The organism is Streptomyces sp. CAU 1734 (assembly GCF_039888735.1).
GTDB lineage: Bacteria > Actinomycetota > Actinomycetes > Streptomycetales > Streptomycetaceae > Streptomyces.
This window is the reverse complement of record NZ_JBDQQP010000016.1, coordinates 94,834-115,115: the sequence shown is the minus strand read 5'-3', so window position 1 is coordinate 115,115 and position 20,282 is coordinate 94,834. Positions and strand designations below refer to the sequence as shown.

Annotated in this window: 15 protein-coding genes; 8 read left to right on the top strand and 7 right to left on the bottom strand. The window is 74.9% G+C overall.

All coding sequences use genetic code 11. The annotated features are described in order from the left end of the window. Positions 1-29: 29 nt before the first annotated feature. The gene (locus AAFN69_RS27835; RefSeq protein WP_347731591.1) at positions 30-911 is read right to left on the bottom strand and encodes an LLM class F420-dependent oxidoreductase; all 882 of its coding nucleotides are present in this window, start codon (positions 909-911) and stop codon (positions 30-32) included. Between the two features lie 233 nt (positions 912-1,144). Here AAFN69_RS27835 and AAFN69_RS27830 point away from each other — a divergent pair, with 233 nt between their 5' ends. From AAFN69_RS27830 to AAFN69_RS27820, 3 genes are all read left to right on the top strand, one after another. Then, the gene (locus AAFN69_RS27830; RefSeq protein ID WP_347731590.1) at positions 1,145-1,915 is read left to right on the top strand and encodes a DUF1838 family protein; all 771 of its coding nucleotides are present in this window, start codon (positions 1,145-1,147) and stop codon (positions 1,913-1,915) included. A gap of 119 nt (positions 1,916-2,034) precedes the next feature. Next, positions 2,035-3,288 carry a cytochrome P450 gene (locus tag AAFN69_RS27825; protein WP_347731589.1) on the top strand — a complete coding sequence of 418 codons (1,254 nt, stop codon included), beginning with the start codon at positions 2,035-2,037 and terminating at the stop codon, positions 3,286-3,288. A 141-nt stretch (positions 3,289-3,429) separates the two neighbouring features. Beyond that, the gene (locus tag AAFN69_RS27820; RefSeq protein WP_347731588.1) at positions 3,430-4,845 is read left to right on the top strand and encodes a cation:proton antiporter; all 1,416 of its coding nucleotides are present in this window, start codon (positions 3,430-3,432) and stop codon (positions 4,843-4,845) included. A 71-nt stretch (positions 4,846-4,916) separates the two neighbouring features. Here the strand turns inward: AAFN69_RS27820 and desII are convergent, their stop codons facing one another. From desII to AAFN69_RS27805, 3 genes are all read right to left on the bottom strand, one after another. Beyond that, positions 4,917-6,419, bottom strand: a complete 1,503-nt coding sequence (gene desII / locus AAFN69_RS27815) for a dTDP-4-amino-4,6-dideoxy-D-glucose ammonia-lyase (RefSeq protein ID WP_347731587.1) — start codon at positions 6,417-6,419, stop codon at positions 4,917-4,919. Then, the gene (locus AAFN69_RS27810; RefSeq protein WP_347731586.1) at positions 6,416-7,711 is read right to left on the bottom strand and encodes an aminotransferase class I/II-fold pyridoxal phosphate-dependent enzyme; all 1,296 of its coding nucleotides are present in this window, start codon (positions 7,709-7,711) and stop codon (positions 6,416-6,418) included. Before AAFN69_RS27810 ends, desII begins: the two co-directional genes overlap by 4 nt. A gap of 116 nt (positions 7,712-7,827) precedes the next feature. Next, on the bottom strand, positions 7,828-8,544 hold the full coding sequence (locus AAFN69_RS27805; RefSeq protein ID WP_347731585.1) for a class I SAM-dependent methyltransferase: 717 nt from the start codon (positions 8,542-8,544) through the stop codon (positions 7,828-7,830). Positions 8,545-8,735: 191 nt separating this feature from the next. Between AAFN69_RS27805 and AAFN69_RS27800 the strand changes: the two genes are divergently transcribed. The 3 genes from AAFN69_RS27800 to AAFN69_RS27790 all read left to right on the top strand — a co-directional run bounded on the left by AAFN69_RS27800 (position 8,736) and on the right by AAFN69_RS27790 (position 12,603). After that, a complete protein-coding gene (locus tag AAFN69_RS27800) occupies positions 8,736-9,227 on the top strand; it encodes a nuclear transport factor 2 family protein (protein WP_347731584.1) in 492 nt (163 codons plus the stop codon). A 239-nt stretch (positions 9,228-9,466) separates the two neighbouring features. After that, the gene (gene ovoA, locus AAFN69_RS27795; RefSeq protein ID WP_347731583.1) at positions 9,467-11,794 is read left to right on the top strand and encodes a 5-histidylcysteine sulfoxide synthase; all 2,328 of its coding nucleotides are present in this window, start codon (positions 9,467-9,469) and stop codon (positions 11,792-11,794) included. A 92-nt stretch (positions 11,795-11,886) separates the two neighbouring features. After that, positions 11,887-12,603, top strand: a complete 717-nt coding sequence (locus AAFN69_RS27790) for a class I SAM-dependent methyltransferase (RefSeq protein WP_347731582.1) — start codon at positions 11,887-11,889, stop codon at positions 12,601-12,603. An 84-nt stretch (positions 12,604-12,687) separates the two neighbouring features. Here AAFN69_RS27790 and AAFN69_RS27785 read toward each other — a convergent pair whose 3' ends face one another. Beyond that, entirely contained in the window at positions 12,688-13,689 is a 1,002-nt protein-coding gene (locus AAFN69_RS27785) for a carboxymuconolactone decarboxylase family protein (RefSeq protein ID WP_347731581.1), read from the bottom strand. A 167-nt stretch (positions 13,690-13,856) separates the two neighbouring features. Beyond that, positions 13,857-14,150: a hypothetical protein gene (locus AAFN69_RS27780; protein WP_347731580.1), complete on the bottom strand. Its 294-nt coding sequence runs from the start codon at positions 14,148-14,150 to the stop codon at positions 13,857-13,859. A gap of 405 nt (positions 14,151-14,555) precedes the next feature. On the opposite strand from AAFN69_RS27780, the gene AAFN69_RS27775 reads away from it, so the two are divergent. Beyond that, positions 14,556-15,197 (top strand): DUF1326 domain-containing protein, encoded by a 642-nt coding sequence (locus AAFN69_RS27775; RefSeq protein WP_347731579.1) that lies wholly within the window; start codon positions 14,556-14,558, stop codon positions 15,195-15,197. A 16-nt stretch (positions 15,198-15,213) separates the two neighbouring features. On the opposite strand, the gene AAFN69_RS27770 is transcribed toward AAFN69_RS27775, so the two are convergent. Continuing rightward, complete coding sequence (locus AAFN69_RS27770) at positions 15,214-16,449, bottom strand: helix-turn-helix transcriptional regulator (protein ID WP_347731578.1); 1,236 nt, start codon at positions 16,447-16,449, stop codon at positions 15,214-15,216. Positions 16,450-16,778: 329 nt separating this feature from the next. Here AAFN69_RS27770 and AAFN69_RS27765 point away from each other — a divergent pair, with 329 nt between their 5' ends. Next, complete coding sequence (locus AAFN69_RS27765; protein WP_347731577.1) at positions 16,779-18,671, top strand: beta-ketoacyl synthase N-terminal-like domain-containing protein; 1,893 nt, start codon at positions 16,779-16,781, stop codon at positions 18,669-18,671. Positions 18,672-20,282: the final 1,611 nt, after the last annotated feature.

Below are 20,282 nucleotides of genomic sequence, written 5' to 3'. Positions count from 1 at the left end.
CGGGCGACTCGCCCCGCCGGTGCCCCGGCTCAGCCGAGCGGGAGGGCCTCGGCCAGCTCGCGCCAGGCCGCCCTGGACGGCACGACGCCGTCCCCGCCGGCGGAGAGGACCTGCACACAGACATGGTCCGCGCCCGCGGCCAGGAACTCCCCGACGCGGGCGGCGGCGTGTTCGGTGTCGCCGAGGGCGAAGAGGGCGTCCAGCAGCCGGTCGCTGCCGCCGCCGTCGAAGTCGCTCTCCGCGAAGCCCAGCCGGAGCAGATTCCCGCTGTAGTTGGGCAGGGTGAGATAGAAGGCGAGCGCGTCGCGGGCGGTGGCGCGGGCCCGGTCGGGGTCGGTGTCGAGGATCACCATCAGCTCCGGCGCGAGGAGCGCTCCGGGGCCGAGCAGGGAGCGGGCCTCGGCGATGTATCCGGAGGTGACCAGATACGGGTGGGCGCCCAGTGCGCGCTCGGCGGCCAGCCGGAGCATCCGGGGGCCGAGGGCGGCCAGGATCCGGTTCTGTGCCGGTACGGGCTCGGGCGCGTCGTCGAGTTCGCCGAGGTAGGCGGTCATCCTGGTGTAGGGCTTGGCGTACCGGGGGGCGAGCGGGCCGTGGCTGACCCCGAGGCCCAGGACGAAGCGGCCGGGGGTCCTCCGCTCGGTCTCCGCGGTGAAGGCCGCCAGGTCCTTGGCCTCGTGGGACCAGATGCTGAGGATTCCGGTGGCGGCCGTGATCCGCTCGGTGGCGCCGAGGACCGCGGTGACGGCGGCGAGCGGGGGGCCGCTGCCGAGCCAGACGGTGCCGTATCCGAGTTCCTCCAGTTCGGCGGCGGCCTCGGTGATCTGTGCCCGGTGGGCGGGCTCCGTCGAGTTGAGCTCGGCGGTCCAGATGCCGATACGGCCCAGTCGGTTGGCTGCGGGTGAAGTCATGCCCGCTCAACCACCTCCGGGGCGGTGCTCATTCCCCCGGCGTTCTCCCATTTCCCGCCGGTGCGCGGTGAGTTCGGCCGCCGGGCGGCGGGGCGTGCTCCCGTGCCGGGCCGGGGCGCGGCGGGCGCGGGCCGGATGGGTAGCGTGGGCCGGGCGTCCGTCCGGCCGGCCCGGGTGGTCGCGGGGGCCGTGTTCCGCCGGAGCGGCCCGTTCTCCCGGGAAGAGGTATCCGTATGACACCAGCCGAACTCCTTCAGGCATTCGGCCGCACCCGTGCCGCGCTCGACGGCAGCGAGGTGACCTTTCACTGGACGGGGGACGTCCACTCCTGGGGGCCGGGCGAGCCGTACCGGCGTCTGTTCGGGTTCGAGGGGGTCAATGTGGCCCGCCTGGTGCCGGACGGCGACGGGTACCGGCTGCTGTCGCGGGAGGCCGCTTTCCTGCTGGATCCGGTGAGCCGGGAGATTCTCGGGACCTGGGAGGGGAAGCCGGTGATCCATGTCTGGAACGATCCGGCGAACCAGCGGCTGCGGCCCTTCCCGATTCCCTGTGCGGAGCTGGGGGACCAGGTCTGTTTCAGTCTGGAGATACCGCTGGAGTACCCCTCGCCGCTGCCGGTGGCGGAGTTCCCCGCGCATTCGGCGGACGACACCTACCGGGCGCTGGAGCTCTTCCAGTTCTTCGCCCCCGCCGGGGTGCTGGGCACCTCGGCGCCGCGGGTGGAGAGCACGATGTCGTGGACGCGGATGTCGCCCTGGCTGCCCTGGATGGAGCAGGGCCGGCGGCCGGGCGGGCTGGTCTACCACTGCCGGGGCCGGAAGCTGGGGTCCTGGTCCGAGGTGCCCGGGCGGATCCGGTCCCACATCGCCGCGCACCGGCCGGAGTTCGCGCATGCGCCCGAGTCGTGGAGCGAGCCGAACGAGACCAGCTGGACCCTGTTCCGCAGACTCGCGGAACAGGACGAGGAGCGGGACGGGCGGCGGGGCGGGGACGCGCGGGGGTGACGGCCGCGGGTGCGGGCGGTCTGGTGCCGGCGGGAGAGGTGGACTTTCATGGGTGCGCGGGGCACCCGCGCCCCGCCCGGCACATCCGCAGAACTCGTCCCTGTCACGGGAGGTACTTCATGACCAGCCCGCACTGTCCCGGCACCGGCTCCGTCGCGACCCTGGAGAGCGCCGGCGGCGCCCGGATGTACGAGCAGGTGGACCGGCTGAGGAAGGCCGGTCCGGCCGTGCGTGTCCGGCTCCCCGAGGACGTGGTGGCGTGGTCGGTGACCCGCGGCGATGTCGTCAAGCGGTTACTGACGCATCCGGGAGTCTCCCGGGATCCGCGCAAGTCGGTGCCGGGGTACCGGCCGGGCGCGGTCAACTGGCTCTTCCCCTGGGTGGACGTGGAGTCGATGTTCACCTCCGAGGGGCAGGACCACACCCGGCTGCGGAAGCTGATCGCCCCGGCGTTCGCCCCCCGCCGGATCGAGGCCATGCGTCCGCTGGTCGAGGCGATCGTCGGGGGTCTGCTGGACGCGCTGGAGAAGCGGCCGGCCGATGAGCCGGTGGATCTGCGGGCGGAGTTCGTGTATCCGGTGCCGACCCGGGTGATCTGCGATCTCTTCGGGGTCCCGGACGGGCAGCGGCCCGAGATGCTCCGGGTGGCGCAGGCCGTGGCGGACACCGGCGCCTCGGTGGAGGAGGCGGCGGTGATGACCCGCGATCTGATCGCCGGGGCGCGCCGGCTCATCGGTTTCAAGCGCCGCAATCCCGGCGACGACATGACGAGTCTGCTGCTCACCACCCGGGCGGAGGACGCGGACCGGCTCAGCGAGGAGGAGCTGCTCTCCACTCTGCTGCTGATGATCGGGGCGGGCAGCCAGACCGCGATCGCCCTCATCGGCAACGCGGTGCGCGAACTGCTGCTCCACCGCGACCGGCTGGACGCGGCGCTGGCCGGGGCGGAGCCGTGGTCCGGCGCGGTCGAGGAGACGCTGCGGCTGCATCCCCCGGTGATGCACATGCCGCTGCGGTGGGCGACGCAGGACATCGATCTCGGGGAGGGGGTCGTGATCCGGGCGGGCGAGACGATGATCATCGCCTTCGGGGCGCACGGCCGGGATCCCGGTGTGCACGGCGATCCGGAGGTCTTCGACCCGCGCCGCGCGGACAAGGAGCATCTGGCCTTCGGGCACGGGGTCCACTACTGCCTCGGGGCGGCGCTGGGGCGGCTGGAGGCCGAGGTGGCGCTGCCCGCGCTGTTCGGCCGCTTCCCCCGGCTCGCGCTCGCGGGCGGGGCGGACGGGATCGAGCCGCAGCGCTCGTTCATCGGCAATGACGTCACCGCGCTGCCCGTGGTGCTGGGGGAGGCGGCCCGTACCGCCGGCTGACCGGTCCCGGCTCCCCCTCCCTCCGCGGCCGTCACCGGCCGCCGCGAACCGCGCATGTCAGGAGAAGCGCGCGGTGCGGGGCGGTCCGAGAATGGCGGTGCCGGGGTACGGCGGTGGCTGCGGAGGGAGTTGACGGCGATCGTGGCTGTGGAGCAGGTGGCGCCGCTCGCCCCGGATGTGGTGCTGGTGTTTCTGGTGCAGGTCGGTGTGCTGCTGGCACTGGCCGTGGCGCTGGGGTCGCTGGCGGTCCGGTGGCGGATGCCGGCGCTGGTCGGGGAGCTGACCGCGGGGCTGCTGCTGGGTCCCTCCGTGCTGGGCCATGCCGCGCCGGCGCTCTCCGGGTGGCTCTTCCCGCGCGAGGGCGGCCAGATGCATCTGCTGGAATCCGTGGGGCTGCTGGGAGTGCTGTTCCTGGTGGCGCTGGCGGGTGCGCAGATCGATCCCGGGCTGGTCAGACGGCAGCGCGGTACCGCGCTGAAGGTGAGTCTGGGCGGTCTGCTGGTGCCGCTGGCCGGCGGGGTGGCGTGCGGGCTGCTGCTGCCGCGGGCGCTGGCCGGGCCGAACGGGAGTCCGTGGGTCTTCGCCCTCTTCATGGGTGTGGCGATGTGTGTCAGCGCGATTCCGGTGATCGCCCGGACCCTGACGGATCTGAACATGCTGCACCGCCGGGTGGGCCAGCTGACGCTGACGGCCGCGGTCTTCGACGATGTGTGCGGCTGGCTGATGCTGTCGCTGCTGTCGGCGATGGCGGCCTCCGGGCTGCACACGGGCGATGTGGTGCGGTCGGTGGTGATGCTGGCGGTGGCGGTGGCCGGTGCGGTGTGGGTGGTGCGGCCGCTGGCGCGGCTGGTGCTGGGGCGGGCCCGGGGTGCCGGGACGGTGCTGACCTCGGTGGTGGTGCTGATCCTGCTGTCGGCCGCGGGGAGTGCGGCGCTGGGGCTGGAGGCGATCGTGGGCGCGTTCGCCTGCGGGGTGGCGATCGGTTCGGTGCGCACCGGCGGCCGGGACGGGACACGGGACACGGGGGGCGGGGCGGGCGGCCGGGCCGATCTGACGCCGCTGGCGCCGCTGGACCGGGTGCTGACCTGTGTGCTGGCGCCGCTGTTCTTCGCGACCGCGGGGCTGCGGATCGATCTGACCGCGCTGGCGGACACCCGGTTCGCGGTGCCCGCGGTGGTGGTGCTGGTGATCGCGGTGGCGGGCAAGTTCGCGGGGGCGTTCCTGGGGGCGATGGCCGGGCGGCTGAGCCGCTGGGAGGGGCTGGCGCTGGGGGCGGCGCTCAATGCGCGGGGGGTGATCGAGGTGGTGATCGCCACCGCCGGGCTGCGGATGGGGGTGCTGAATCCGGCCTCGTACACGATCGTGATCCTGGTGGCGATCGCCACCTCGCTGATGGCGCCGCCGCTGCTGCGGTGGACGATGGCGCGGGTGGAGACGACGCCGGAGGAGGAGCACCGGCTGGCCGTGCACCGCAGGGTCTGGGGGCCGGCCGCACAGCCGGCCCCGGCCCCGGAACCGCAGCCGGGGCCACAGCCGGAGGCGGCCGTGCGGAAGTGAGGGCGGCGCGCGCGGGAGAGCGGGGGCGGTGATCCGCCCCCCGCTCGCGCGCCGCCGGCCGGCGGGCCGGTTCAGCGCAGGAAGCCGCGGTCCGGGCCCCAGCCGGCGGCGAGGTCGGCCTCGGTCTGGTTGAGGCGGGCGGTGACCACCTGGTCGAATCCGTCCAGGAAGAAGTGGTCGCCGTCGGCGGGGGTGATGCGGGTGCCGCCGGTCACGAAGCGGTCGACGACCCGGGAGAGCGGATTGCCGGGACCGACCCGGCCCAGGATGTAGCGCGGGGCGCCGGCCAGGCCCGGGAAGCCCGCCTCCCGGTAGGCGTACACATCGCCGAGCAGGTCGATCTGGACCGATGCCTGCGGGTGGGCGGTGGGGCGCATGTCGGCGGGCAGGATGCGGATGAGTTCGGCGTCCGTTCCGGTGCGCAGGCTCTGGAGCGCGTATCCGTAGTCGATCGCGAGGGCGGGGGTGCGGGCGGCGGCCCGTTCCTCGAAGGCGGCCAGCGCGTCGCGGAGTTCGGCGCGTTCGGCGGGGCTGATCCTGCCGTCGGGGCGGCCGCTGTAGTCCTCGCGCAGATTGAGGAAGTCGATCGGGCGGCCGGGGGCGGCGGCGTCGAGTTCGGCGATGAAGTCGATGAGTTCGGGCAGCCGGGCGGCGCGGCCGGGCAGGACGATGTGGCTGAGGCCCAGGCGCAGGGGGTTGTCCTGGGCGGCGCGCAGTTCCTGGAGGCGCAGGAGGTTGGCGCGGACGCGGGTGAAGCCGCCGGCCTTGCCGGTGGTGGCCTGGTAGTCCCGGTCGCTGAGGCCGTAGAGGGAGGTGCGGATGGCGTGCAGGTCCCACAGGCCCGGCTGGCGGGTCAGGGTCCGCTCGGTGAGGGCGAAGGAGTTGGTGTAGAGGGTGAGGCGGAAGCCGCGGGCGGCGGCGCGGTGGACGAGGGCGCCGAGGCCGGGATTGGTGAGGGGTTCCAGGCCGCCGGAGATGTACATCCGGTGGGGGTTGTCCGCGGGCAGTTCGTCGATGACGGCGGCGAGCCGTGCGTTGCCGTCGGCGAGGATCGAGCCGTCGTAGCGGGCGCCGGTGACGCGTACGCAGAAGTGGCAGCGGAACATGCAGGTGGGGCCGGGGTAGAGGGCGACGATGTCGGGGACCGCGGGGATGTTGCGGAGGATGGCGTCGATGACGCCTCTGGACTCCAGCGGCAGGACGGTGTTGGCCCAGTACTTTCCGGCGGGTCCGCCGAGGACGGCGGTGCGCAGTTCGGGGATGCGGTGGAAGTGGCCCAGGAGGGAGCGGAAGGTGTCGCGGCCGGTGCCCAGTTCCCGGCGTACGGTCTCCAGCGGGGTGAAGGGGCGGCTGCCGAAGGAGTGGGCGAGGGCGACGAGATGGCGGGCGTACGGGGCGGTCACGCCGTAGGGGGCCCGGCCGGCGGGGGCCGGGTCGCCGGGGGCGGGCGGGCGGGGTGCGGCGGACAGGTGCCGGAGCGCTTCGGCGGCGTCGCGGAGGTCGGCGCCGGGGGCCGCGCAGTTCTCGACGGTCCGGGCGGCCGCGGCCGGGGGCGCGGCGGTGGTGGTGTTCATCGGGACTCCGTCCTCGGGGTGCGGCACCGCCGGGTCAGTTCGGCGCCGTGGGCCACGGCGAACCGCACGATCTCGCAGAGCCGGCGGATGCCCTCGGGTGCGGCGGTGGGTCCGGTGGGGAGCGAGAGCACCCGGGCGGTGAGGGCCTCGGTGTGCGGGAGGGAGACCGGGCGGGTGGAGCGGTAGGGCTCCAGGAGGTGGCAGGGGGGTGCGCCGATCGGGGGCAGGACCAGGGCGTTCTCGGCGCGCAGGAGGTCCAGGAGCAGATCGCGGCCGATGCCGGTGCGCTCGGGGTCGATGTCGATGACGACGTACTGGTGGTTGTGGCGCTCGGCGGGGTCGAAGGGGAGCAGGGTGATGCCGGGGACGCCGTCGAGTTCCTCGCGGTAGACGCGGTGGCGGTCGTGGTTGTCGGCGATGTGGCGGGGCAGGGCGTCGAGGGAGGTGAGGCCCATGGCGGCGGCGGCCTCGCTCATCTTGGCGTTGGTGCCGCCGGCCGCGGAGACGTGCTCCAGGCCCTTGCCGAAGTTGGCCAGGGCGCGTACGCGGCGGGCGAGGTCTTCGTCGTCGGTGACGACGGCGCCGCCCTCGAAGGCGCCGACGATCTTGGTGGCGTGGAAGCTGAAGACCTCGGCGGCGCCGAAGCCGCCGACGGGGGTGCCGTCCAGGGTGCAGCCGAGGGCGTGGGCGGCGTCGAGGAGGAGGGGCAGGCCGTGGTCGGCGGCGGTCTTCTCCAGGGCGCGGGCGTCGCAGGGCCGGCCCCAGAGGTGGACGCCGACGACGGCGGCGGTGTCGGGGGTGATGGCGGCGCGGGCGAGGCGGGGGTCGATGAGTCCGGTGCGGGGGTCGGTGTCGACGAAGACCGGGGTGAGGCCGAGCCATTGGGCGGCGTGCGCGGTGGCGGCGAAGGTCAGCGAGGGCATGATGATCTCGCCGGAGAGGTCCAGGGCGCGGAACAGGAGCTGGAGGGCGCTGGTGGCGTTGCAGGTGGCCACGGCGTGGCGGGTGCCGGCGAGGTCGGCGACCCGGGCCTCGAACTCGAGGGAGAGCGGGCCTCCGTTGGAGTGCCACTGGTTGTCCAGGGCCCAGGTGAGGCGCTGGAAGAGGCGGGTGCGGTCGACGGGGTTGGGACGGCCGACGGTGAGGGGGTGCGGGAAGGCGGGCGGGCCGCCGAGGAGGGCGAGGTCGCCCGGGGTGCGTTTGACCCCGCCGCGGGGCGGGGTGAATCCGCCCGGCGGCGGGAGGTGCCGGCCAGCGGGCGGGGCGGGCCGGCCGGCGGATTGGCCGGGCAATTGGCCGGGTGATTGGCCGGCGGGCGGGGTGCCCCGGCCCGGGGCGTCGCCCCGGGGCGGTGCGGTGCCGGGGGGCGGTGCGGTGCCGGGGGGCGTCGCGGTGCGGGCCGGGGTGCTCATGTGCGGGTGCCGACGAAGAGTCCGCGGCCGAGGGCTCCGCTGCCGGGAAGGTATTCGACGGTGCAGCCGGCGCCGCGGAATGCCGCTTCGTATTCGGAGCGCTCGAAGAGGTGGAGCGGGTAGTCGTCGGTGAAGTGGTGAATTCCGGTTTCCGGGTCGGTGACGGCGATGTGGACGGTGACCCGGGTTTCGCGGCCTTTTCGGGTGGTGTGCGAGAGGCGGGCGATGACGCGCGGCCCGTCGGTGGCGGTGCCGCCGCCGGCGTACCCCTCGAGGAAGGTGTCGGGGAACCACCAGGGCTCGATCACGATCACTCCGCCGGGTTCCAGATGGGCGGCGAAGCGCTGGAGCGTGGCGTCCAGTTCCGCGGTGGAGCCGACATGGCCGATCGAGCTGAACATGCAGGTCACGGCGGAGAAGGTGCGGTTCAGCTCGAAGTCGCGGATGTCTCCCTGGTGGACGGGGACGGTGGGGAGGTGTTCGCGGGCGCCCGCGACCATCGCGGCGGACAGCTCGACGCCCTCGACATGGCCGAAGAGGTCGCGGAAGGCGCGCAGATGGGGTCCGGTGCCGCAGGCGGTGTCGAGAAGTGAGCCGGCGCCGGGGTGGCGTTCGGTGATGAGCTGGTGGACTTCTTTCGCCTCGGCCGTGTAGTCCTTTCCGGTGCCTTCGTAGAACGCGACGTAGATGTCAGCGAATTCTTTGCCGTACATGTATTCCCCATTGGCGTCGTTGTCCGTTTACTCTCGGGCCCCGGGGAAAAGCGGCGGCTTTCCGCTCCGCCCCCGTCCTTCCCGCATCTGACCGTCGCATCCGGTATGGCGCCGGGCATCTTCTGGATTGCCGAGTCGCGGCGCCGGCGCGGCGGGCCGCGGGACATCGATCACCAACCGAGGGGAACACCATGGCGAGGCGTGTGCAGGCACGGAGAATCGGTTCGGCGGTGCTGGTCACGGCGTTGCTCTGGGGGACGGCGGGGCAGGCGCGGGCGGGTTCGGGGGACGGCGGGGAGAGGGGGCGGGCCGCCGGGTGCCGGGCGGAGCTGGCGGGCATGTGGGAGCGGTACAACCGGGCCTTCGACGCGCGGGATGTGGGCCGGCTGATGGCGCACTACCGGAGCGACGCGGTCAAGGTCGATCCGGACGGTTCGTACCATCAGGGCGCGGCGTCGGTCGGGGAGCTGTTCGCGGGGCTGTTCACGCTCGATTTCACCAGCGAGTTCCGTGAGGTGCGGCGGACGGTGGCGGGGTGCGACACGGCGGTGCTGGTGCTGAACTCGACGCTGTCCGTGCCGGAGTGGGGGCACACCGAGCGGTTCATGTCGGTGCTGTCGTTCACGCACGAGCGGGGGCGCTGGCGGGTGGTGGCCAACGTCAGTACGCCGCTGGCGGGGTGAGGGCGGCGGGAGCGGGGACGGGCGCCCGCGCGGCGGGCGGGCCCCCGCGCGGGCGCCGGTGTGCGATGGCGGCGTCCGCGCGGTTTCGCGGGGGTTCGCGCGGGTGGCGCAATCCTGAAGATGCCGGGCGGGTCCCGGGGATGGCAGCGTCTGGCGGGAGGGGGACGGACCAGACCCCGTGACGCGGTCGTCTCTTCCCTTTTTCCGCAAGATTCGCCCTGCGAGAAAGGCCGGAACCGATGACGACCGTTGTGGCAGAGCCGTGGGAGATCAATGTCACCAGGCACGAGGACAAGCGGCTCGCGGGGCCGCGCGGCTCGTGGTGGTTCACCGGCGCCCTGCCGGTGGCGGGGCAGTGTCCGGGCGCGGGGACGGACGGGTGTCTGACCTCGCTGGCGCTGCCGGATCTGTCGGTGTGCACCCGTGAGGGGGCGCTGGAGTACTTCGACAACTCGTGGGCGCTGACGGAGTCGCTGTTCGCGGGGTTGCAGACGGCGGAGGCGTTCTACCGGCCGCCGGCGCACAACCTGCGGCACCCGATGATCTTCTACTACGGACACCCGGCGACGCTGTACGTCAACAAGCTGCGGGTGAGCGGGCTGCTGGCCGATCCGGTCGACGCGTATCTCGAGGATGTCCTGGAGACCGGTGTCGACGAGATGTCGTGGGACGACCTGTCGAAGAACGAGATGGTGTGGCCCTCGGTGTCCGAGGTGCACGCGTACCGGGCGACGGTGTACCGGCTGGTGCGCGGGGTGATCGAGACGATGCGGTTCGCTCCCGAGCTGGGCCGTCCGGTGACGATGGACGATCCGGCGTGGGCGCTGTTCCTCGCCTTCGAGCACGACCGCATCCATCTGGAGACCAGTTCGGTGCTGATCCGCGAGCTGCCGGTGCGGCTGGTGTCGGCGCATCCCTCGTGGCCGGCGCCGGCGCCGATGCGGCGGACCGGCAGCGGCGGCAAGCCGGCCGAGGGGTCCGTTCCCCGGAACGCGATGGTGCCGATCGCGGGCGGTGCGGTGCGGCTGGGCAAGCCGGCCGACTTCCCCTCCTTCGGCTGGGACAACGAGTACGGCAGCCGGGAGGTGGAGGTCGCCGGCTTCGAGACCTCCCGGTACATGGTGAGCAATGGCGAGTATCACGAGTTCGTCGCCGACGGCGGTTACCGGCGGCCGGAGCTGTGGTCGCCGGAGGGCTGGAACTGGCGGGCCTTCCGCAATGCCAAGTGGCCGCAGTTCTGGGTGCCGGAGGGGCCCAGCGGTCTGCACTCGTACCGGCTGCGGACCACCTTCGAGGAGATCGACATGCCGTGGGACTGGCCGGCGTGTGTCAACTACCACGAGGCCAAGGCGTACTGCGCCTGGCGCGGGGCGCGGGACGGCCGGGCCTACCGGCTGCCGACCGAGGCCGAGCACCGGCTGACGCGGGAGCTGCCCGCGGAGCCGGGGCCGGCGGACGACCCGGTGATGCGCGGCGACGGTGCCGCCTTCCGCCGCGAGGGGGTCAATCTCAACCTCGCCTGGGGGTCGGAGTCGCCGGTGGACCACGCGCCGCCGACGGGTCAGGGGGTGCACGACGCGGCGGGCAATCTGTGGACGCTGTGCGAGGACACCTTCAATCCGCTGGAGTCCTTCGCCGTCCACCCCTACTACGAGGATTTCAGCACCCCCTGCTTCGACGGCAGGCATCACATGATCCTGGGCGGCGCGTTCGTCAGCACGGGTGACGAGGCGAGCATCTGGTCGCGGTTCCACTTCCGTCCGCACTTCCTCCAGCAGTCGGGGATCCGGCTGATCGCCCCCGCGGAGGTGACCGCCCCGGCGGTGACCGGGGCGGTGCGGTCGGCCGCGCCGGCGGACGCGCGCGCGGCGCGGGAGCGGCTGGAGCGGGCGCTGCTGATGCACTGCGGCAGTGCCGGGGAGACCTTCGGCCGGGAGGACCATCCGCTGATGGCGGCGCACGCGTTCCCGCAGCGGATGGCGGCGGCGCTGCTGAGGGAGGCGGAGCGGGCCGGTGCGCGGCCGGGGCGGATCCTGGACGTGGGCTGTGCCGTGGGCGGCGGGACCTTCACGCTCGCCCGGTCCGGGGTGCCGGAGACGGTGGGCGTGGACCCGAGTCCGGAGTGTGTGGAGGCGGCCGGGCGGCTGGCGCTCGGTGAGACGGTGACCTACGGGCGCGGCGGTTCGGGCGAGGGCGACGGGGACGGGGCGGTGCTGGAGGCACGGGCGCCCCGGGCGGCCGAGGGCTGCCGGGTCTCCTTCGCGGTCGCCGAGAGCCATGCGCTCCCGGCGGAGCTGGGCCGCTTCGACGCGGTGCTGCTGGCCGATCCGCTGGGGCTGCCCGGTGATCCGGCGGCGCTGCTGGGTCAGTTCACCGGCTCGGACGCGTTCCTGGGCTCGGGCGGGCTGCTGCTGATAGCCGGGCCGGGCGGTGAGGACGGCTTCCGGCCGCTGCTCGACGGTGTGTTCGACCTGGTGACGGAGTCGGACGAGCTCGCGGTGGTGGGCGGGCGGGGCCGCCGGTTCGAAGTCCTGGACACCGATGTGTCCGTGTGGCGAAAGCGCTGACGGGCGCCGCCGGACCCGGTGCACCACCACTCCCCCGGCGGGATTGACCCGCCGGGGGTCGCACGTTTCCTTCCCACATCCTGGAGTACCGCATGTACGAGCAGAAAGTCGCAGCCGTCTACGACGAGGTCTATCTGGGGCGCGGCCGGGACTGCGCGGGTGATGCGAAGGAGGTGCGCGAGCTGGTCGTGGACCGTTTCCCGGAGGCCGTGTCGCTGCTGGACGTGGCCTGTGGCACGGGGGCGCATCTGGAGGCGTTCCGGGTGCTGTTCGGGGAGGTGCAGGGGCTGGAGCTGTCGGCGGGGATGCTGGACGTGGCCCGGGGCCGGCTGCCGGGTGTGCCGCTGCACCAGGGGGATATGCGGGAGTTCGCGCTGGGCCGCACCTTCGATGTGGTGACGTGCATGTTCAGTTCCATCGGGCATGCGGGGTCGGTCGGGGGGCTGGAGGCGGCGCTGCGGAGCTTCGCCGCCCATGTGGAGGTCGGCGGGGTGATCGTGATCGAGCCCTGGTGGTTCCCCGAGACGTTCATCGACGGGTATGTGAAGGCCGATGTGGTCGGCGGGGCGGGGCGGACCGTGGCGCGGCTGTCGCACTCGGCGCGGGTGGGCGACCGGTCCCGGGTGACGGTCCATTACGCCGTCTCCGATCCGGGGGCGGGGCTGAGCCATGCCACGGACGAGTACATGGTGTCGCTGTTCGGGCAGGACCAGTACGAGGCGGCGTTCTGCCGGGCGGGGTGCTCGGTGGAGTACGTCGCGGGCGGGCCGAACGGGCGGGGCTGGTTCGTGGGGATGCGCGAGTTCTGAACACCCGCGCGGCGGGACCCGGTTCCGGGGCCCGGTACCGCCCGCCGCGGCGGCCGGGACCCGGGTGTCCGGGTCCCGGCGCGGTCAGGGGCGCGGCGCGGGGGTCAGCCGGCTGCCGATGTGCAGGGCGGTGGTCAGCGCCGCCCAGGAGGTGAGCTCGATCAGCTCCCGGTCGGTGGGGTGGTCCCGGCGGAAGGCGGCGATGTCGTCCTCGGTGACCTGGTAGGGGGCGAGGGCCGTCAGCAGGGCGAGGCGGGCCGCGGGCAGGTCCCCGGCGGCGGGGCCGAGCCAGGCGCGGCTGACCCCGGGCGGTGTCCCGTCCCACTCGGCGAGCCGGGTGCGCAGCCGCTCCTTGGCGTCCTCGGGCACGGAGCGGGCGCCGCGTTCGACGGCGGCGGCGGCGCGGGCGAGGGCCTGGGCGACATGGGGGGCGGGCAGGGCCCAGGAGAGCCCGGGCGGCAGCGGTGCGGCGGGCAGCAGGTCCAGGGAGAGTCCCGGTGCCAGGCGGCGGGGCGAGTCGGCCCGCATGCCCCGGACGACGGTGCGCATCAGGGGTCCGCGCAGGAAGTCCGGGGCGAAGGCGGGCACCGGTGAGTCGTCGAGGAAGACGGCGGCCATGCGGTTGAGGTAGTGGAAGGTGACGGCCACTCCGCAGATCTCGGGGGCGAGGTCCGGGGTGAAGGGCGGTTCGGCGGGCTCCCCCCGGCCGGCGGCGGACGCCCAGGCGGTGAGCCGGGGGTCGGCGGCGCCGGGGTCGGCGGGCAGGGTGTCGAGTTTGGCCCGGTGGACCTCGACGCAGTACGGGCAGGTGTTGGCCCGGGACACGGCGGTGGCGACCGCCTCCTTGGCCGCGCGGCTGACCGCTCCCTCGGCCAGCAGCGTCTCGCGCAGCAGCAGCCAGCTCGCGGCGAGCGAGCGCGGCGCCGGCGAGTGCAGGGCGGTGGGCGGGGCGACGACTCCGAAGTCGCTCCGCGCCTGGGCGTAGACACGGGCGACCGCGGGCTCTGCCGAGCCGGGCGGAACGGCCCGGATGTAGCGGATCCGCCGGAGCGAGCCGCGCAGCACCATCCGCACGAGCGACCTCATCGCCACCTCCTGGAGTGCGACGGCGGCGGTCTGCGCGGCGCGTCGCGGATCACCGGCCGCGGGAGTGGCGGCCGGCCGCGCGGCGGCGGCCGGTCACGGGTCCCGCGGAGGACGGATACGAGCCTGCCCGGCGGCGGCGGGCGGGCGCATCCTCCCGGCTGCTCTGCTCACCGGGACGCGGCGGCGGCGCGGCGGCCGGTCCCTTCGGCGGGCGGCGGGGGGATCGCGGCGGGCGGGACGCCGCAGGTGCAGGCGGGGCGCGGCGGCGGGGTGCGTTCCGGCGGCGTGCCGGTGAAGTGCTGCACGAAGAGCTGGACGAGGGCGGTGGCCGCGGTCTGCGCGGCGGCGGCGCTGTAGGCGGGGGCGCCGTGGGCGGGGGGCGGGGCGGGATCGTCCCGCCCGCCGGCCGGGCCGCGGGCGCTCTCGGCGATGTCCGGGGGCTGCTGATGCGTGGTGCGCATTCTCTTCCCTCCCGTGTGCCGGGCGGTGGCTGTCCTTCCATGCTTGGGGCGGGGCGGGGTGCCGGGCGTCTCTCTGCGTGCGGAGCCGGGCGGTCGCTTGTACGCGGCCGGGGCGGGGCGACCGCGCTTCCGCCGACGGGACGGCGGCGCTTCCGGGGGCGGGGCGGCGGGCTCCCGGGGGCGGGGCAGCGGGCTTCCGGGGGCGGGCTTCCGGGGTTCGCGGGTGGCGGGACGCGGCCGGCCGGGGTCCGGGGCCGGGTCCGAACCGCTGCCCCGGCGGGGCCTGTTGGTGTCGTCCCCCGCCCGACTGGATACCCCCCATGGGTATTTGACGGGATGCCGGACGGCGGGCTAGCCTCCCTTCAGGCGAATACCCCATCGGGGTATCGAGAAAGGGGAACCGTGATGAGCGGTACGGACTGGCACCTCAAGGGCGAGTGGTTCGACGTGTGCAGCTGCTCGATGCCCTGCCCCTGCACCTTCGCGCAGGCTCCGACGGACGGCGCCTGTCTGTTCACGCTCGTGTGGCAGATCCACGAGGGGCATTTCGGCGATGTGCGCCTGGACGGCCTGGGTGTCGTGGCGCTCGGCGAGTTCGCCGGGAACATGTGGGTGAACGACCCGGACGCCACGATGGCGGCGATGTTCTACATCGACGAGAAGGGGACGGCGGCACAGCGGGACGCCCTGGAGGAGATCTTCCGCGGCCGTGCCGGGGGGTGGCCGGGCACCTTCGGCTCACTGATCAGCGAGGTGCGCGGCGTGCGGTACGCCCCGATCCGCTTCGAGGCCGCGCCGGATCTGGCGTACTGGCGGGCGACCGTCTCCGACCGGGTGAGTGTGGGCGCCACCGCGCTGACGGGCCCCACCTCCGACCCCGCGCGCCGGGTGCAGCTGGTCAACGCCCCCGGGGCGGAGGTGGGTCCGGGCCAGGTCGCGACCTGGGGCGTGGTGAGCGAGGACCGCGCCGAGGGCTTCGACTTCTCCCGCGAGTACCGCGGCGGGTCCAGCAAGCACTTCCCCTTCGACTGGCGGCCGGGAGCGTAGCCCGCCGGTCCCGGGGTCAGGCGGCGCCGGGGTCGCGGGACTTGCCGCGGGCCTGGACCAGGGACTCGGCGGTGAGCCGCCAGATGTCGGCGGCCAGGTCGATGCTGCCGGTCTCCTGGGCCTCGACGGCCAGCTTCTGCAGACCGCTCAGGCCCTCCTCCTCGTCGCCCTCCACGATGTGCAGGCGGCAGTCGAGGATGTCCAGGCGGACCCGGTCCCGGTAGGTCATGCGCAGATCGGAGCAGGCCAGGCGGTCGAGCAGGGCGCGGGAGTCGCCGACGCGGCCCTCCAGGAAGGCGAGTTCGGCGCCCAGCGCGGTGAGCTCCTGGCCGAGGGCGGGCGTGCCGGCGAAGGGGAAGCCGGCCTCGGCGGCGTCGACATAGCGCTGGGCGATGCCGGGCTCCGGCGGGAACTTCTGGAGGTGCAGCCGGGCGGCGGCCACCCGCAGCCGGAGCCAGAGGGTGAGATTCTCCCGGCTGTCGAAGCGGTCCAGGGCCTGTTCCAGGAGGCCCTGCGCGGGGGCGAACTCGCCCTGGCGGACCCGGACCGCGGCGGCGGTCCACATGGCCTCGGCCCACAGGGCGTCGGACCGGCCGGCGACGAGCCCGGTCAGCTCGTCGGCATGCCGGCGCGCCTCGGGCAGCCGGCCGGCCTCGGCCTCCACGGAGACCAGCACCAGCAGCGCGGTGGCGGTGTCCTGGCGGGAGAGCCGGCTGTCGCGGGCCAGCCGGTGGGCCGTGCCGGCGGCCTCGATCGCGGAGGTTATCTCGCCGGAGGCGCGCATGGACCGGGCGAGCTGGGTTAGCCCCCGGGCGCGCAGTTCGGGCAGGCCGATCTCGTCGCCGAGGGCGACGAGCTCATCGAGGTGGGCACGCTCCTCGGCGTGTTCGCTGCGGCGGCGCTTCCACTGGGCCAGCAGCCACAGGCTCTGCCAGCGCAGCAGGGGGTCCTGCTCCTGGGCCGACTTCAGCGCCTCGGCCAGCAGTTCACCGGTGTCGTCGGAGTCCAGCGACGCGGCGATGGTCAGGCTCTGGGCCAGCGAGGCGGCCCCGGACTCCTCGAAGTCGGCCGGATTGATCCCGAGCCGGGCGGCCAGATAGGTCACGGCACGCTCCGTCGGCTGCCGGGCCCCCGACTCCAGGCGCGACAGATAGCCGGTCGACATGCCGTCGCCGGCGAGGGCGGCCTGCGCGAGACCTCGTTCGGTCCTCAGTTTCCTGAGCCGGCGCCCGAAGGATGGCTGCTCCAACACGTGTTTGCCCTCAGCAGTAGGGACGGACGGCGGGATCGGCGTACCGGGATGCTCGGAGTCTCACCATCTTGCCGCTTCGGTGTCACAGGTTTCAACCCGCATGTGCCAAAGGTTAGCCAACCAGCTCTGGTTCTGGCAAACATTTTCACCCGCCGGAACCCTTCCGAGCAGCGATGTTCACAGTAAAGGCGTTCATCACGTGCGGTCCTGACGGACTGTCTTTTTGGCAAGTCGTTGCCTAGAGGTCTGCCAATGGCCTATTTTTGGTTGGCAATCAGTGTCCGCGACGCGGGATCGCCGTCGCCGATGCCAACCAGGAGGCGGCGTAGATGACCCGCGACTATTCCCCTGACATCGCCGTCACCGGCATGTCCGCCCGGTGGCGGGCGGCCAGCCCGGCCGGCGAACGCCCGCACCGGCTCATGCTGGAGGCCGTCTGGAGGGCACTGGAGGACTCCGGGTCGGCGCCGTACCGCGAGGCCCGGACGACCGGGGTGTACGCGGCACCGGCCGCGGGCGGCGGCGCGCCGGGCCGGGCCGCCCGGCGCATCGCGTACGAACTCGGCCTCACCGGACCCGCGCAGGACTTCCCGGCCGCCGGTTCCTCGGCGCTGGTCGCCGTGCAGGCGGCCGTCCAGGCGCTGCTGACCGGCGAGTGCGACCAGTCCGTGGTGGTCGCCGGCGGCACCGGCGGCGCGCCGGACGACGACGGGCACACCGCGGGCGCGGCCTGTGTGGTGCTGCGGCGGCTGAGCGAGCTGCGGGCCGAGGGCCCGCAGCCGCACGGAGTGATCCGCGGCGCGGGCGGCGGCCGGACCGGCGTGATACCGGGCGGCCCGGCCCGCGGCGGAGAGGTGAGCGGGAGCGGCCCGGACGACACCGCCGGGCTGGCCGCGCTGGTGGAGGCGCTGCTGGTGGTGCGCGAGGGCATGACGGCCGAGGCCGGCGACGCCCTCCCCTCCCCCGGATCGCCCGAGCCCCCCGGGGCCGGCGCGCCGCCGCGGCGCGCCCGGGTGGGCGACGCCCGCGCCCATGTCCTGGTCGAGCAGGCGCCCCCGCTGTCCGGGGCGCGGCCGGCCGGCGCCGGGCGCGAGCATCTGATCGTGCTCTCCGCCGCGGACCCGGAGGCGCTGTCCCGCTCGGCGGCGCGGCTCGCCGCGCATCTGACCGCGCATGCCCCGCTCGCCGCCGATGTGGCCCGCACCCTGGCCACCGGCCGCGCCAGGCTCACCGAACGGCTGGCGGTGACCGGCCGTTCGAGCGAGGAGATCGCCCGGCGGCTGACCGACGGCACCGGGGTGCGGCGGGGCCGCTCCCGGCGGGGGCGGCCCGCGCCCGTGGTCTTCCTGCTGCCGGACGGCGACACCCCGCCGCCCGGCGCGGCCGGGCGGTACGCCGCCGTGCTGCCCGGATTCGCCGACGCGCTGGACGCCTGCCGCGCGGCCTTCGGCCGGGACCCGGGGGCCTTCGCGCTCCAGTACGCGGCGGCCACCGCGCTCACCGGGCTCGGCGTGCGCCCGGCGGCGCTGGTCGGGCGCGGCCTGGGCGGCATCGTGGCCGCCGTGCTGGCCGGGGAGATCGGCCTGGAGGAGGCGGCCCGGCTGGTGACGGCCCGCGGCCCGGCCGGGGCGGACACCGCCGCGACACCGGCCGCCGTGGCGCGGCGCCATCCCGACGCCGTGGCGCTCGAATTCGGGCCCGCGGGGACGCTGTCCGCCATGGCCTCGGCGGCCGGGCTGACCGCCGTCGCGCTCTCCCCCGGCGGCCCGCACGGCCCCGCGGGGGCGGATGAGGGGCTGCTGTCCGCGCTCGGCGCACTGTGGACCCTGGGACAGCCTCTCGACCTGGCGCGGCTGTGCGCCGGCGGAGGGCTGGTGCACCTGCCCGGCTATCCCTTCGCCGGACCGGCCCTGGGCACCCCCCGGGAAGGCGGCCCGGTGCCCGCGGCCGGCACGGAGGAGTGTGCGGTGCGCGAGTTCATGGTCGCCACCTGGTGCGAGCTGCTGCGCCGTTCGGGCGGCCTCACCGGCCACTCCGACTTCTTCGCCCGCGGCGGGGACTCCCTCCTGGTCACCCGGCTGGCCCGGCGGATCTGCCAGGAGTTCGGGGTGAAGGTGACGGCACACGAGCTGTCCCGCCGGAATCTGGGCGACCAGGTCGCGCTGGTCCGGCAGCTGTGCGCCCGCCGTCGCGTCCGCCCCCTGGACGGGAGCGCCGCCTGAGACCACCCCCGCCACCGCGCCGCCGGCCGGCCGCGGCCCTGTCCGCGCGCACCCGCACCCGTACGGCACCGTGCCGTACGGGTGCGCGCGTGTGCCCGGACGGCGTCCGCCGCTCCCCCTCGGGCCCCGGACCCGCCGTAACGGGCCCCGCCATCGAGTTGCCAAAGTCTGGCAATTCATTGCCACTCCAGTGCGGCTCCATTAGGTTCCAGGCGTCGCGAACTCGCCGTCTCGGCCGAGTTCGACCACTCGTTCCCGAGGAGACGCCATGCGTACTTTCCTTCGCGTTGTCCGCCTCTCCGCCATGCCCGCGGTGCACACGTCCCGCGCCTCCGGCGGCCCCGGCTCCGGCCCCGAGGACATCGGCTGGCCGCGCCGCTGACCGGGCGGAACACTCCGCACGGCGCTCCCCGCGCACCCCTGCCGCGGCCCGGTCACCCCGGGCACGCGCCGGGCTCCGCCAGGGAGTTGCGGCCCCGGCGCGCGGCCCGCGCGGCGGGCCCGCCGCCCGGCCGCCGGCGGCCCCCGGGCGCCCCGGGAACTGGCCGGTACAGAGCCTTTGCCAGCCCCGCCGGCCCGCACCCGGCAGAGCCCCGGACCGACCCGCCCCGGGAGCGGCGGCTCCCCGCACGGACTCCTCCCCCGGAAGCACCACCGGCGGCCCCCGCACCCCGGCCGGTCGGCGCGGCGGCCGTACGGGCGGGCGCACCGGCCCCACGGGACACCGGCCGCGCCAGGCCCGGGAGTTCGCACAGCGGCGGGCACGGGCCCGCCCGGAAAGCCTTCCGCGCGACCCGGACGGACCCGTACCCGGACCCGTGCGGGGAGCTCCGTACCGGCGGCCGGTACGACGGCCACCGGTCCGAGAGGGGCGGCTCCGCCCGGCAGGGGCGCGGTGGTCACCTCGGGCCGGGGCGGTGGCTCCGCCCGGCAGGGGCGCCGCGGACCGCCGCCGGTCCGGGAGGTTCCGCACCGGCGGCGGTCGCGCCCCCGCGGGAACGGCACGGGCCACCGGCCCCGGTGCCGGTACGGTCGGCACCCGGGCACTCCGGACACGGACCCGGTCCGGCCCGGGAGTCCGTACGGCGGATTCACCGGCCCGGCACGGACGCCCCCGAACCGGCGGTGCCGCGGCCACGCGGGAACCGGACCGCGCCGGGAGACCCGGGACCAGCCGGATACGGGGAAGGGCACGGCGGGTGGCGGGGCCGGCGGGCTGTCGCGGGTCTCCGCACCGGCCGGGTGCGGCGGGCGCTTCCCCGGCGCGACACGGAGAAGTACGCATACGCGCGGGGGGTTTCGGACTCGGACGGATCCCGTGCGGCACGGTGCCGGCACCCCGGGGCCCGGACCGGGCACCTGCCCGTGTCCGGCAGAGGGCACCCCCGGCCCCGCGCGGAACACGGACACGACCGCCCCCGGGCACGCCGGGGAGCCCCGGGTACGGACCGAGTCCGTACGACGCGGTACCGGTCTCCCGGGTCCGGCGGGCCGTCGCGGGCACTCGCTCCCCGCACGGCCCGTGTCCGGCAGGGGGCACCCCCGGCGCCGGGAGGTACACGCACTCGCCGGTACGGAGGCGCGGCGGGACCGTACGTCCGTACCGCACGG